13 protein-coding genes are annotated in these 14,126 nt (G+C 58.4%); 4 read left to right on the forward strand and 9 right to left on the reverse strand.

Going from position 1 to position 14,126, the window contains the following annotated elements; translation table 11 throughout:
- The first annotated feature begins 37 nt into the window (after window positions 1-37).
- The gene (locus NW815_RS01330) at window positions 38-715 is read left to right on the forward strand and encodes an adenylate/guanylate cyclase domain-containing protein (RefSeq protein ID WP_414387752.1); all 678 of its coding nucleotides are present in this window, start codon (window positions 38-40) and stop codon (window positions 713-715) included.
- Window positions 716-724: 9 nt separating this feature from the next.
- Here NW815_RS01330 and NW815_RS01335 read toward each other — a convergent pair whose 3' ends face one another.
- The 5 genes from NW815_RS01335 to rpsO form a co-directional block, all read right to left on the reverse strand.
- Window positions 725-2,506, reverse strand: coding sequence for an NADPH-dependent assimilatory sulfite reductase hemoprotein subunit (locus NW815_RS01335; protein WP_414387748.1), 1,782 nt, complete (start codon window positions 2,504-2,506; stop codon window positions 725-727).
- Window positions 2,507-2,659: 153 nt separating this feature from the next.
- The gene (locus tag NW815_RS01340) at window positions 2,660-4,687 is read right to left on the reverse strand and encodes an ABC transporter ATP-binding protein/permease (protein ID WP_414387746.1); all 2,028 of its coding nucleotides are present in this window, start codon (window positions 4,685-4,687) and stop codon (window positions 2,660-2,662) included.
- Between the two features lie 150 nt (window positions 4,688-4,837).
- Window positions 4,838-6,031, reverse strand: a complete 1,194-nt coding sequence (gene larC, locus NW815_RS01345; RefSeq protein ID WP_414387745.1) for a nickel pincer cofactor biosynthesis protein LarC — start codon at window positions 6,029-6,031, stop codon at window positions 4,838-4,840.
- A 96-nt stretch (window positions 6,032-6,127) separates the two neighbouring features.
- Window positions 6,128-6,565 carry a photosystem II biosynthesis protein gene (locus NW815_RS01350; protein ID WP_414351795.1) on the reverse strand — a complete coding sequence of 146 codons (438 nt, stop codon included), beginning with the start codon at window positions 6,563-6,565 and terminating at the stop codon, window positions 6,128-6,130.
- A gap of 36 nt (window positions 6,566-6,601) precedes the next feature.
- Window positions 6,602-6,877 carry a 30S ribosomal protein S15 gene (rpsO, locus tag NW815_RS01355; RefSeq protein ID WP_011431855.1) on the reverse strand — a complete coding sequence of 92 codons (276 nt, stop codon included), beginning with the start codon at window positions 6,875-6,877 and terminating at the stop codon, window positions 6,602-6,604.
- Window positions 6,878-6,969: 92 nt separating this feature from the next.
- Here rpsO and NW815_RS01360 point away from each other — a divergent pair, with 92 nt between their 5' ends.
- Window positions 6,970-7,653 carry a HEAT repeat domain-containing protein gene (locus NW815_RS01360; RefSeq protein WP_414329553.1) on the forward strand — a complete coding sequence of 228 codons (684 nt, stop codon included), beginning with the start codon at window positions 6,970-6,972 and terminating at the stop codon, window positions 7,651-7,653.
- 4 nt (window positions 7,654-7,657) lie between these two features.
- Here the strand turns inward: NW815_RS01360 and apcD are convergent, their stop codons facing one another.
- The 4 genes from apcD to NW815_RS01380 all read right to left on the reverse strand — a co-directional run bounded on the left by apcD (window position 7,658) and on the right by NW815_RS01380 (window position 11,488).
- On the reverse strand, window positions 7,658-8,143 hold the full coding sequence (gene apcD / locus NW815_RS01365) for an allophycocyanin subunit alpha-B (RefSeq protein ID WP_011431857.1): 486 nt from the start codon (window positions 8,141-8,143) through the stop codon (window positions 7,658-7,660).
- A gap of 191 nt (window positions 8,144-8,334) precedes the next feature.
- A complete protein-coding gene (locus NW815_RS01370; RefSeq protein ID WP_414387750.1) occupies window positions 8,335-9,693 on the reverse strand; it encodes a type IV pilus twitching motility protein PilT in 1,359 nt (452 codons plus the stop codon).
- A 242-nt stretch (window positions 9,694-9,935) separates the two neighbouring features.
- Window positions 9,936-10,625, reverse strand: coding sequence for a GTP cyclohydrolase I FolE (folE, locus tag NW815_RS01375; RefSeq protein ID WP_011431859.1), 690 nt, complete (start codon window positions 10,623-10,625; stop codon window positions 9,936-9,938).
- Window positions 10,626-10,756: 131 nt separating this feature from the next.
- Window positions 10,757-11,488 (reverse strand): SDR family oxidoreductase, encoded by a 732-nt coding sequence (locus NW815_RS01380; protein ID WP_414390029.1) that lies wholly within the window; start codon window positions 11,486-11,488, stop codon window positions 10,757-10,759.
- Window positions 11,489-11,729: 241 nt separating this feature from the next.
- Here NW815_RS01380 and NW815_RS01385 point away from each other — a divergent pair, with 241 nt between their 5' ends.
- Window positions 11,730-12,953, forward strand: coding sequence for an ABC transporter ATP-binding protein (locus NW815_RS01385; protein WP_414415635.1), 1,224 nt, complete (start codon window positions 11,730-11,732; stop codon window positions 12,951-12,953).
- A 161-nt stretch (window positions 12,954-13,114) separates the two neighbouring features.
- Window positions 13,115-13,858 (forward strand): NUDIX hydrolase, encoded by a 744-nt coding sequence (locus tag NW815_RS01390; RefSeq protein WP_414415636.1) that lies wholly within the window; start codon window positions 13,115-13,117, stop codon window positions 13,856-13,858.
- Window positions 13,859-14,126: the final 268 nt, after the last annotated feature.

The raw sequence follows: 14,126 nt of genomic DNA on the forward strand, positions 1-14,126 counted from the left end.
TGCGCATAGCGCGGGTGTCGGGTAGTTTACCGCCGCCATTCTCAGCGCTTCCCTGCGGGGGACGGCCAACTTCGACGAGGAGAACTTTCCCTACGATGTTGTCTACACCTTGGGTCGCTACTTCGCCCAAATGGGGGCCTTGGTGCAGCAATATGGGGGAGTACTGGCCAACCAGAGCGGGCTGAGAAGTCTGGCTTTGTTTGGCTTAAAACAACCCGAGTTGGCCGTACAGCAGGCACTGCAGGCGGGATTGGCGCTTGGACAGTCGGTGGCGGAGTTGAATAGGTCTCTGCCGCAACTCTCCTACCCGCAGGTCAAGCTTGCCACCGGGATCCACTACGGCCCAGTCCTTTTGCTGCCCCTCGATCCCCAAGATCCGCAGCGGTTGTCCGCCTTCGGGAAGTCGGTTCAGTTTGCCACCTGGCTGGAGTCGGTTGAGGATGTTTCGCAAGGGGGGGAACAGTCTGAGGAACAGAGCTCCCGGTTGCTCATCTCGGCAGCCGTGTATCGAGCCGTGGAAGGGCAACTCCTGCAGGTGGAGCCTCTTTCGGTGAAACCTTTTCCCAACGCCAAACCCATCCGAGTTTACAGGGTGCACCCTGACCAAGTTAGCTTGCCGGCTGGCGAGGAGGAAGCTCCAGAAGCAGCCAAGCCCGAACCGATTGGATGGCTGGAAGCGCTCCGGGAATGGCTACAGGCTTGGTCTCGTTTTTGAGGGATCCCTTCAGGCAAAAACGCCATCCCTTTGCTGCACCTGGGCCCTCAGGTAGGGGATCCCCACCCGATGGCAGTAATCTCCAAAGCTCTCGCCAGGACGGCGCTCCTGCTTGTAGACCTGCAGGAGAACTCTCATGAGCGGCACGATCTGGCTGATGTGTACCCGATCCTGAAACACTTGCGCCAGGCGATCCCCCTGCGGGCTGGCTCCCAGCCAAATCTGGTAGTAGCCATCGGGGGCGGATCCCACCAATCCCAGCTCGGCCAGGTAGGGTCGGGCACAGCCGTTGGGGCAGCCGGTCATGCGCACCAAAAAGGGCGAATCCTGCAGATCCAGCTCCTGCAACAGCTGATCCAACTGGCGCACCAGCCCTGGCAAAGCTCGCTCCGACTCAGTAATGGCCAAGCCGCAAGTGGGCAGCGCCGGACAGGCCATCGACAGCCGCACCAGTTGAGGGATCTCTTCTTTGGAGAGCACCCCGTGGGATTTGAGGATCTGGTTGATGGCATCCCGCTGCTGCTCCGCAATGTCGATGAAAAGTAAATCCTGAGTGGGGGTCAGCCGCACGTGCAGAGAAAAGGCTTCCACAATCCGGCGCAGCGCCGTTTTGAGCTGCCGCTCTGGGGTGTCCTGGATGCGGCCATTTTCGATGGAAATGCCCAAAAACCAACGGCCATCCCCCTGCTCGTGCCAGCCCAGGTAGTCGTCGCTGTTGGGAACAAACTTGGGTAGGGGGCGAAACCGGGGCAATTTTTCCCCCACATACTCCTCGACAACGCGGCGAAACTTGCGGATCCCCCAGTCTCTCACCAAGTATTTCAACCGCGCCTGCTTGCGATCGTGCCGGTTGCCGTAGTCCCGCTGCACCGCCAAAACCGCTTGGCAAACCCGATACACCGATTCCGGCGGGGCAAAGCAGAGCTTTTTGGCCAAAAGGGGCTGGGTTTCTTCCTTGCCGTGGGTACGCCCCATGCCCCCACCCACCACAATGTTGAAGCCCTTCAAGTTGCCCTTGCGGTCGGTGAGCACAATCAAGCCCAGGTCCTGGGAGTACACATCTACCGTGTTTTCCCCAGCTACGGTGATGGCTGTCTTGAACTTGCGGGGCAAATAGACGGGGCCATACAGAGGTTCTGGCCCCTCCAGGCGCACCCCGTCGCCCACAAACTGCTCTGCTTCCCGCACTTCCTCATCCACCGGTGGGATGGGAACCGGCTCCCCATCCACCCAGATCTCGTAGTAGGCAGAGGTCTTCGGAGCCAACAGATCCGCCAGCTTGCGGGCATACTCTTGGGCATAGCGATAGGCAGGGCGATTTTTGTAGGGGGCCACCGGTGCCATCACGTTGCGGTTGACATCGCCGCAGGCGGCCAGGGTGGATCCCATCTGTTTGAGAATGCTGGCTATGGTGGCCTTGAGGTTTTTCTTGAGGATCCCGTGTAGCTGAAACGTCTGCCGCGTTGTGGCTCGCAGGGTGCCATTGCCGTACTCATCGGCCAGCCGATCCAGGGTCAAGTAAAGCTGGGGGGGCACGTGTCCCCCTGGGATGCGGGTGCGCAACATCATCGAATAGGCCCGCTCCAGCCCCTCCTGCTTTCGCTGCTGCCGCCGATCCCGGTCGTCCTGCTGGTAAGCCCCGTGAAACTTCAGCACCTGCACCGCTGCTTCGCTGAAGTGGGTGGTGTCTTGGGCCAGCTCCTGCTGAAGGGGATCCCGTAGAAAGTGGCTGTCTGCCTTGATCTGCTCCACCTTGGAACGCTTGGCCTCGGATGGGATCATGGGGGGCATTGATAATCTCCAGTAAACCGGTCGGAATACTTGTGAATAACAGGCTATCACCTCCCTTGGGCGGCGTCCAGTTGGAAAAGTCAGCCTCCTATCCGGGTTTTGTCCCAAACCCGCAAAGCTTGTCATTTGAGTCAGCTGGAGATGTCGGCGCTGCTAGCTGGCCAGGGCTAGGCGGGCACCGTACTCCTGCACCGACCACAGTTGCCAGGCACAATTCCCCTGCAGCTCCAAGACCAAGTCGTGGTAGGCCAGGAGGGTGGGGCGATGCCCAACGCTGATGTAGGTGGTGTTCAGGTGTTGCAGCTGCAGGTAGAGCAGTTTTTCGTTGGCCACATCCAGGGCGCTGGTGGCCTCGTCCAAAATGGCGTAGCGGGGCTGGGTGATCAAAATGCGGGCGAAGGCAAGACGCTGCTGTTCCCCTAGGGAGAGAGTGCTGGCCCAGTCTTTCTCCACATCAAAGCCGCCCACCCGCTCCGGCAAGTCTCCCAGGTTCACCTGGGCCAAGACTCGGATGAGATCTTCATCGGTGAGGTCTCGGCGGCGTTTGGGATAGAGCAGTTGATCCCGCAGGGATCCCAGCAGCATATAGGGTTTCTGGGGCAAAAAGAGCATCTCCTGAGTATCTGGGCGGGCGATGGATCCCTGGCCGTTGGTCCATAGGCCGGCAATGGCCCGCAACAGGGAACTTTTGCCGCTGCCGCTAACACCGACAATCAAAAGCCGCTGGCCGGCTTCCAAGGCGAAGGAGAGATCCCGCACCAGGGTTCGTTCTGAATTGGGGGTGAGCAAAGTGACGTGGTTTAGCGCCAATTGCTGGGCAATGCGAGTTTGAATGTTGCTTTCCCGAGCGCCGGTGTGGCGCAGCGCCGGATCTTCCAGAGACTCGTGAAAGGAGCCTAAGCGGTTGATCCCAGCGGCAAAACTGGAAATGCTTTGAATCTGGTTGGCCACAATGGAGAGGGCGCTCAACACCTGGCTGAAGGCAATGGTGGCTTGGGTAATGGTGCCGAAATCTCGCACGCCGCTGAAGTAAAGGGGGGCGACGATGACATAGGGCACAATGCGGGTGAAATAGTTGTAGGCGTATTGGAAAATATCGATGATGGCCTGCCAGATGATCAGCAAATTAAAATTGCGCAAGGCCGCACCAAAGCGATGCAAAATCTGCCTGAGTTCTTGATCCTCTCCCTGGTAAAAGGCGATGGACTCGGCATTATCCCGCACGTGCACTAAGCTGTAGCGAAAATCGGCTTCGTAGCGCAGTTGATCGAAGTTAATTTTGATCAGCTTGCGACCAGCCAAAATGGCAATGGCGGTACCAATGGTGGCATAGACCACCAGCCCCAACGCCAACGGACGAGAAATGCCATAGAGAATGCCAGTAAAAGCATAGAGGGTGAGAATCGAGTCGAGAATGTCCAACAGGAAGGAGAGGGTGGTGCCGGTAAAGGAGCGGACATCCTCGGAAATGCGCTGGTCGGGGTTGTCGATTTCGGTGTTGGCGGCGTTGGAATCCAGCTCGTAGTAAGCCCGCTGATCGAAGTAGCGATCCAGAAAATGATCGGTCAGCCATTCTCGCCAAAACAGCCCTAGCTTGAGGCGAGTGTAGCGGTAGATCACCAAAATCGGAATGGCTGAGATAATCAGCACTCCATAAATAATCAAAAATTGCCAGAAAGTGGGCTCTTCTTTTTGCTGCAGAGCTGTGTCGATAAACCGAAAGATAAAGCTAATCATCACGTTCAGCCGGTTGACCGTCAGCGACAGAAACAGCAAAAAGGTGAGCAGCACCCACTGCAACCAGCGCTGGCGAAGCTGCCGCCACACTGCCCCAAAACAAAGGCTGCTCAAAGCCAAGCTGATCGCGGCTACCCACAGCACCGGCGAGGACAAGTTTCTCTCCGTTTGGGCCACCAATCCGGCTGCCACATTGGTGAAAAACTCCGGGAACAGGGCTTGACCGACCAAAGTCACCCCAATCTCCACAAAGAACATCAGGGCAACCACAAACACCATGGCCGCTGCCAGCAAGCCCAAAAAGATCCAGCCCCCATAGCGTACTCTGGGGTAAAAGTAGGGCTGGGCCACCGTGATAAACCGATCCCACAGTTTGCGGTCAAAGTTAAATTGAGAGGCTTGGGATTCCATTGTTGTGGTCGGCGGAGAGAGCAAGATCGACATCTCCCAGGCTAGCAGGCCATGGGTGCCAATCTGTGTTCAACAGGAGCGGATTCATTGGGGGTGAAACGCGGATCCCCCTTGTCCCATCCAAACCGTCTTGGCTCTGGGTCTTGCTCACCCACACACCCCTTGCTTAAAGCCAGTGTCCCTTCAACCTTGCAACCGGCTTTGCCAAGCCGACTGGGCCGCCAGCCACACCGTCTGAACCGGCACGTGAAACTCCTGGGCGCGGGCCACACAGTCGCGAAACTCCGGCTGAGCGTTGACGATGCGGCCATGGTGGCGGGCTACCTTGATGTCTACCAGGCCGTAAGGGGTTTCCACCCGCTCGATAACCCGCTCCAGCAGGGTGCGCTGCTGTTGGAAGTGGCGAATGCCCAGGGTGGTGGTCTCCCGGAAGATGAGATCTTGACACTCCGGCACCCGATCCGGCGGACAGATGACGGTAAGCAGGATCCCCGGCCGCCCCTGTTTCATGGTGATCGGCTGGGTAAACACGTCCCAGGCCCCGAGGGCCAACAACTGCTCGCAGGTGTAGGCAATCACTTGGGGGTTGAGATCGTCGATTTGGGTTTGCAACACCGATACCGTTTCCGTTAGCTCTCCCCCATTGGCTTCCCCAATCCACAGACGAAGCACATTGGGAATGGGCAGCTCTTGGGCACCGGCCCCACGCCCCACTTTTTCCACCCGCATCGGCGGACAGGGGCCAAACTCTTCCGCCAACGCCACGGCCAAGGCTGCTCCTGTGGGGGTCACCAGCTCCGCTTCCACCCCGTTGCTGAACACCGGCACGCGGCCCATTTCCCACAGCTCGATCACCGCCGGCACCGGCACGGCCAATTTGCCATGCTCTGTGCTCACCCAGCCGCCCCCAACAGGATGGGGGGATGACAACACCCGCTCCACCTGCAGCCAATCCAGGCCAATGCAAGTGCCGACAATATCCACCAAAGCATCCACTGCCCCCACTTCGTGAAAGTGCACTTTTTCCACAGGCATCTGATGGACTTTTGCTTCCGCCTGCGCCAACTTTTCAAACACCGCCAAGCTGCGGGCCTTAATGGCTGGGGAAAGCTGGGATCCCGCGATCAAAGCCTGAATCTCTGCCCAATGCCGAGCAAGGGATCCCCCACTCTGGGATCCCAGCACCTCCACCACAGCTTGCAGAGCAGGCTGCCCACACCGCTGCACCCGGCTCACCTGCAGGCTATATTCCCCCTCGATGCCCAACGCCTGGAGCTGACGGTTGAGGTACTCCAAAGGCACCCCGCAATCCAGCAGGGCTCCTAGACACATATCGCCGGCAATGCCCGCCGCACAGTCGAAGTAGGCTATTTTCATGCTGGAGAACTGGGGGTAGCCGCTGCCGCCAGAATGGACTTGGATCCCTCTTGATTGTAGGCAGCAACCGGCCTGGAAAAGGCAATGGGAGAAGAATCAAGCTTCTCCAGAGTCGGAAGATTCAGAAGATCGGGCAGCAGATTCCCGCCACTGTTGGATGATGTTGCCCAAATTGCGCCGGAATTCTCCAATTCCCAGCAGGGATCCCGGCTCGGGATCCCAGGAAGCTGAGAACACACCGTAGCTGATGCCCAAAAAACCAAGGCCAAACAAGGTCAGCGACTCTGCCAAGGTGAAGTAGGGGGGCAGAGCGACCACATGGTTGGTCAAGAGATAGTAATTCACAAAAAAGCTGCTCAGGCCCAGCCCCGAAGGGATCCCAGAAAACACCAGAATCCGCCGCACCATCCGCCGGCTGACCTCAGGGGGAATCACGGCAACAGGCTCCTTCTTGGCCGGCTTCTTCTCCACCTCAACAGAGGCGGAGGGGGAGCGACGGCGAAAGGTTTTGGACTGGCGGCTGGATTTGCCCACGAAGACAGATCTCCGATAGCGTTTTGGATGGGCTGCCTACTTTTTCACCCGGATGTTCAGCCGTTCGGCCAGCTCCCGGAAGCGGTCAGGAGAATGCTTGGCGATGTAGTTGAGCAAACGCTTGCGACGACCGATCATCATCAGCAGGCCGCGGCGGGAGTTGAAATCCTTCGGGTTTCTCTGAAGGTGCTGAGAGAGCTGGTTGATGCGACTGGTGAGCAGAGCCACCTGAACCTCGGCAGAACCGGTGTCGGTGTCGTGCAGTCGATAGCTCTCAATGATCTGCTGCTTCTCTTGTTGCAATAAGGCCATAAGATCAAGGGACTGGATGCACTGCTTCAAGATAATAACATCGGCTTTTCCTCCCTCGCTATGGCCGAGGAGGGTTATGGAGAGAATGGGATATGACAACAACCTCTGGGGATCCTCCGGCACTGCCCGCTTTGCTGGAGCTGTTGAACTCACAAGACTTGGGAAATCGGCTGCGCGCTGTCAACAAAGCCAGAGAACTGCCTGGGCCAGAAGCCCTGACATTGCTGCAGCGAGCGATTCACGACGAGAATGCCCGCGTCCGTTATGCTGCCATCAGCCAGATGGGCACCCTGTCTGGCGTCGATCCGAACCTACTGTTGCCCATTTTGCAGCGCTCTTTGCGAGAGGATCCGGAGTTCGATGTGCGGGCTGCTGCCGCCGCTGCCCTGGGGGATCTCAAGCAGCCACAGGCCCTGGCCGATCTCCTGGAAGCTTATCGGCGAGAAACGGAGTGGCTGGTACGGTTTAGCATCATCGCTGCCCTGGGAGAGCTGGGGAACCCTGCCGCCTTCGACACTCTGGTGGAAGCTTTGCAGGACAAGAGCGAGCTGATCACCACAGCCGCTGCCGCTGCCTTGGGCGATCTGGGGGATCCGCGGGCCATCCCCTACCTGGATCCCCTCATTGATTCCGACGACTGGCAACTGCGCTACCGCGTCTGCATTGCCCTGGCCAAGTTGGGAACAGAAGCCGCTCGCGCCGGACTGACCCGGCTGGCCCAGGATTCCCAAGAACAGGTGGCCGTACATGCCCGGGCTGCCTTGGGATCCCTGTAGTTCCCTAGCTCATGGCATTGATGATGTAGTCAAAGTAAGGGGCGGCTTCAGCGGCTGCCGCCGGCTCCAACAAGCTGAGGGCAGCTTCCTTCAAAAAGACAATCGCATCGATCATGCCGGCGATGGGTACGTTGAGGGCATTGTACATTTCCCGCACCCCTATCAGGCCGATAGACTCAATCGGCTCTTTGCTGCCGGCAATAATGCCATAGGTCACCAGACGCAGATACCAGTCGTAATCTCGCAAACATTGGTTGTAGCGCTTGTCACCGTAGGCATTGCCACCGGGTTGCACGTACTCGGGCCGCTTGGCGAATAGCTGCTTCTGGGCCTGGTCAATGATGCGCTTTTTGTTTTCTGCTAACACCTGAGCGATTTGCAAGCGCCTCTCGCCGGTGGTCATGTAATTCCTGATGGCTTCCAGTTCGCTAACTGAGAGGTAACGCAGCTGGTCATCCGCGGTCTCGATGATCTGGTTGATCACGCTCACGGTAGGGATTCTCCTGTTTTCTAACTTGCTTTCAATTCGGTTCATCAATTCGCAACCCATCCCCCCAGCCCAAGGTCGGCCCAAGAGATGAGCAGGTAGCTCGGCAAGCCAGCGCCGCCGGCTGCTCCCAGTTTAGGATAGGGCAAACCTTCCCTCAAGCACTTTGGCGTGACTCCATCTCGAGACTGGCCCTAGATCCGGCCTCGCAGCCATTGGGCCATCTCATTGCGGCGTGGGGCAGCCTCCAGACACACCTCTTCGGTAATCCGCCCCTCTTGGTAAAGCCTAAACAGGGATTGATTCATGGTACACATGCCCTCATAGGAGCCGTCGGCGATCAGCTCCTCAATTTCGTCCACCGCCCCCCGCTTGATGTAGTCGCGAATGGCATCGGTGTTGCGCATGATCTCGTGGGCCGCAGCTCGCTTGCCATCGGTGGTGCGCACCAGGGTTTGAGCGATGATCGCCACCAGGGTTTCTGCCAGCTGCAGACGCATCGGCTCCTGTTCTTCCGGCTTGTAAATCCCCAGCAGACGCTCGATGGTGCGGACGGCGCTGTTGGTGTGCAGGGTTCCAAAGACCAAGTGGCCCGTCTGGCCGGCCTTCAGGGCAATATCCACTGTCTCTCGATCCCGCATCTCCCCAATCAGGATGATGTCCGGATCTTCCCGCAGAGAGGCTTTCAGGGCATTGGCAAATTCCAGGGTGTGGATCCCGACCTCCCGCTGCCGCACCATCGATTTCTTGCTCTGGTGGACGAACTCGATGGGATCCTCAATGGAAATGATGTGTTTGGGAAAGTTGGAATTGATGTAGTCCACCATCGCCGCCAAGGTTGTGGACTTACCGGATCCGGTGGGGCCGGTCACCAAAACCAAGCCTTTGTGCTCTTCGGCAATGCGCTTCAAGACTTCCGGCGCCCGCAACTGCTCCAGCGTCAAAATTTTCAACGGGATCAGACGCATCACCATAGCCGGGCCAAGCAGGGAAACAAAGCAGTTGACCCGACACCGCACCAAACCCTCGTACTGGATGGCAGTATCCAGTTCCAAACATTCCTCAAACTGGCGAATTTGGCTCTCCGGCAGGCTTTCCCGCAGCCAGCCATAGAACATCTCGGTGGTGGTGACCGGGTAGTTGGTCAAAAGCATTTGCCCCCGATCCCGAAAGCGGGGCACTTCTCCTACCCCCAAATGAATATCTGAGTAGCCTTTGTCATAGGCTTCCTGCACCAGTTGGCGCAGGGTCAGGCCCGCAGGAGTAGCCGGGGCCACCGGGATCCGACCGGCAGCCGTTGGGCGAGCTGGTGGCGCAAAAGGCGGGGCAGCAGGATTGGGGCTGGGCGGCGGCACTGGAGGCCGAGCAGCAGCAGCCGGAGCCGGGGTGGGCGGGGGCATCTGAGGAGAAGCGGCAGAGCCCGGCACAGGCACCGGTACCTGAGGGGGAGCGACAGCCACACCAGGAGGAAGGGGCCGACCCAGAATGGGGTTGGGGGGGCTTTTGGCGTTGACAGGCCGGGATCCCGTCCCTTGGGAGGCTGAACCCAGCACCGGATCCAGTTGCGTTGGAGGCTCCACCGGGGGCACCGGAGCAGCCGGACGAGGCGGACGCTGCATGACCGGCGGAGCCGGGGGCTGCCAATTGGAGTCCAAATCGGTAGGAAACTGGTTTTCGGGGCTGACCTCGCTCATGACAAGCCTCGCTTCTGGCAGGGTTTGCGTCGATCTTAGGCTAGCATTCCCCGCCTGAGCAGAGGCTTAACCCACTCACCGACAAAGCTCCGGGAAGCTCCCTAAAAATTGGACGGATGGCGAATGAGACTCAGAAACTCTTCGCGGGTACGGGGATCCTCCTGAAACACCCCCACCATCGAGCTGGTGACCGTCCAGGAGCCGGCCTTTTGTACCCCCCGCATCACCATGCACATGTGGGTAGCCTCGATAACCACCCCCACCCCGTAGGGATCCAGCACCTCCATCAAGGCCTCAGCAATTTGCCGTGTCAGGCGTTCCTGAACCTGCAGGCGGCGGGAGTACATCTCGACGATACGGGCAATTTTGCTTAGGCCCACCACCTTTTGCTTGGGGATGTAGGCCACATGGGCTTTGCCGATAAAGGGCAGCAGATGGTGCTCGCACAGGCTAAACAGAGACACATCCCGCAACAGCACCATCTCGTCATGGCCCTCATCAAAGATGGCACTGTTCAGTAGCTCCTCCAAAGACTGCCGATACCCACTGGTCAAAAACTTCAAAGCCGCAACCACTCGTTCCGGGGTTTTTCGCAGCCCCTCCCGTTGGGGATCCTCCCCGATCCCCCGCAGCAGCGTCTCCACCGCCGCCACCATAGCCGGATCTGAGACATCCGAGCTACCCAATTCTTCTTCCGCAAAAGTGGCTCGATCTCGAATCACCCGAGACTTGAAATGGGCTTTGTCATCCATTCGAGATTGCGAGCCAGATCCGGGTTTCGCAAGGGTCATAGCAGGATATTCCTTGGTTAACGAAAGGCTTAGAGAACTCGGTGCATGCAACTCAGCTCAGGTGGCATCCAGTCAAAGGCTGCGATAGCCAAAACCCTCCCAAGTCACGGGCAACCCCAAACCAGCCAGGTCTAAAAGGCTCCCACCGCAGGCATGAAGGTGAGATCTTCCACCACCGCACCTGTGGGCAACCGAACAATATAGGTAATCAAATCGGCTACCCATTCCGGCGAGAGCATTTTGGAACGGTCGAAGTTGACCCCTACCGTGCCCGTATCCCAGAGGGACGTGTCCACGGCACCAGGGCACAAGCTGGTGACCCGAATGCCATGCTGTCGCTCCTCTTCGGCCAGAGCTTGAGAAAAGCCCATCAGGCCGAACTTGCTGGCACAGTAGGCTCCCCAGTTGGGAAAAGCTCGCTTGCCCGCAATCGAGATGACGTTCACAATCGTGCCGAAGCGCTGCCGGCGCATTCCGGGAAGTACGGCTTGGGCACATAGAAAAGCTGCCGTCAAGTTCAAGTCGATCACTCGCTGCCAATCCGACAAGGGTAAGGTGGCCAAGGGGCCAACATGGGCTATGCCCGCATTATTGACCAAGACATCGCAGACGCCAAATCGATCCAGGAGAGCCTGCAACTGCTGGGGCAGAGCTGCTAAGTCGGCCAAGTCCATGGGAAAAACCGCTGCCTTACCCCCCTGGTCTTGGATTTGGGCCTGCACCGCTAGCAGATCAGGTTGGGAGCGGGCCACCAGAGCCACCGCTATCCCTTGTCGGGCTAGGGCTAGGGCTACAGCTCTGCCGATCCCTCGACTGGCCCCTGTAATCAGAGCACGTTCGGGAAACTTTGTCTCAAAACTCATTTACAACAAGCCTCTGGCGTGCGCCACACAAGCAAGCGCCACCCAACCTGAGAAACTTCCTTAACTAAGTGTAACACTGATTTTCCATCGCTTCCCTTGGAATCAGGGTAGGGCGCAGAGACCTCAGCCTGTCCTGCTCAAGATCCGTCCGCTGGCTGTTGAACCTCGATCCGGCTAGGTGGGGTCTGGGAGTATGGTAGTGTGGTAAAAATAGTGAAAATCTTTTGCAACAACAACCGTCATGGCTGAGTCTTTGTTTTCTCCAAGTCCCACTGCCGTGCGCGAGGATCCCTCCTACATCCTTCAGCTTGAGGGCATCAGCAAGGGGTTTCCCGGCCAGCGGCAGTTGGTTTTGCGGGAAGTCGAGTTTCGCCTGCCCCAAGGAGACATCCTCAGCATTGTGGGCCCATCGGGCTGTGGGAAAACCACCTTATTGCGCACCATTGCCGGATTTGAGCAGCCGGATAGCGGGCGGATCCTGCTGGGGGGGCAGGTTGTGGCTGGGGAGGGGCAGTGGATCCCACCGGAGCGACGGGGAGTGGGGCTGGTGTTTCAGGATTTTGCCCTGTTTCCCCACTTGAACGTGTTGGCCAATGTGATGTTTGGCCTCCGACCCACTACCCCGTTTGCGTCGGCGGCAGGGGGTGGCAATCGCTCCTCCTCAACTGAGTTGCGAGCTGAGTTGCGAGGCGCTGCCCAACAGGCGCGGGAACGCGCTTACGAGGTGTTGCGGTTGGTGGGCCTGGAAGACTACACCCATCGTTATCCCCACGAGCTTTCGGGCGGGCAGCAGCAGCGGGTGGCTTTGGCGCGGGCTTTGGCCCCCAGGCCTAGCTTGATCCTGTTGGATGAGCCGCTGAGCAATTTGGATGTGCAGGTGCGCTACTACCTGCGGGAAGAAATCCGCAAAATCCTCAAGCAAACCCAGACCTCGGCCATTTTTGTCACCCACGACCAAGAGGAGGCTCTCTGCCTCTCCGACTGGGTGGCGGTGATGCGGGAAGGCCGTATTGAGCAATGGGGATCCCCGGAGGAGGTCTATCGGGAGCCGGCTACCCGCTTTGTGGCAGAGTTTATTACCCAGGCCAACTTTCTGCGCTGTGAGCGGCGGGAGTTTGGTTGGCAGGCTGAAGAGCTGCTGCACATCCCATTCCAGGCTTTGAGGGATCAGCCCGACCCCAGCTTGCGCTGCGCAGAGTTGATGGTTCGACAGGAGGAGTTGCATTTGCATCCTGATCCTCAGGGAGGCATTGTCATTCGGGATCGGCAGTTTTTGGGGCGAGAGTACCGCTATTGCCTGATCACAGCAGCCGGCAAAGAATTGCACGCCCTAGCCCGGGAAGCCCTGCCTGTGGGCGCGCGGGTTCACATTGCTGTTGGGCAAGGTCGGCTGTTCCCCCTCGCTGAGGGGTCCTCCGTGGCTGAAAAAGAGCCAAATCGCGCAAAAAGTAAAAGTGTTGCCTGAGTCGGGGTTCTTTTGCACACCTTTAGCAACCCATCTTCCCCGCGACACGAAAGCCTTCGCCCCAGACAGGGCTTAGACTGGCAAGACGGTGGTCCAGGCTGGTAGCTCCCTCTGGAGGGACAAACTGGGTAGGCTGTTGGTGGAGGATTCAGTGCCAAGCTATGCAGGGATCCCGCATCGTGGCAGGCCCATCGGAGAACCGGATCGCCTTGGCGGAGTTCCGGGTGGGCGTGGATGCGGTCATTTTCTCCATCGACACTGAGCAGAATCGCCTCCTGGTGCTGCTGGTGCGGCGGCGGGAGGATCCCTTCCGCGGTTGCTGGGCCCTGCCAGGAACACTGGTGCGGCGCTCAGAATCCCTAGAAGCAGCGGCCTACCGCATCTTGGCGGAGAAAATTCGTGTTAAAAACCTCTATCTGGAGCAGCTCTACACCTTCGGGGGGCCGGAGCGGGATCCCCGCGAGGCCGAGGATGCCTATGGGGTGCGCTACCTGTCGGTCAGCTACTTTGCCCTAGTGCGGTTCCAGGATGCTGAATTGCTGGCGGACGGAGTGGAGGGCATTGCCTGGTATCCCGCCGACCAGATTCCCCCCTTGGCCTTTGACCACGAAGAGATTTGCCGCTATGCCCGCCGTCGCCTCTGCGCCAAGTTGGAGTACAGTCCGATTGCCTTTGACATTTTGCCCGCCACCTTCACGCTAGGGGAGGTCTATCAGCTCTACGGCACCGTTTTGGGCGAGGGGTTCTCCGACTACTCCAATTTTCGCGCCCGCCTACTGAAACTGGGTATCTTGCAAGATACCGGCCAGAAAAGTTCCCAAGGAACAGGCAGACCGGCAACCCTCTACCGTTTTGATGCGGCTGCTTTCGAGAAAATCCGTCATAAGCCGATGGTGTTTGTCTGAAGGCCGTCTGAGGGATCCCGGCTCGCCAAGGCCAAGCTGGCCAGATCGGTTGGTATAGATTGGCTTTTATTCAAAGGGAGTTCCATACATGACCACCTAGACAAAGGTTTATGCCTTGATCATGGTCATTTCAAGTTAGGCTGAGACACTTCCCAACTACTCCGCGTCGCTTCCACAACTATCCTCAACCCCTCTTCCAATGGAACAGTTTCATTCCTCGTTAAAATGACTACAGTCGTTTCAGGTTAGGGTGAGACGCCTAGGCTAC

Source organism: Synechococcus sp. R6-7 (genome assembly GCF_047461695.1).
Classification (GTDB): Bacteria; Cyanobacteriota; Cyanobacteriia; order Thermostichales; family Thermostichaceae; genus Thermostichus.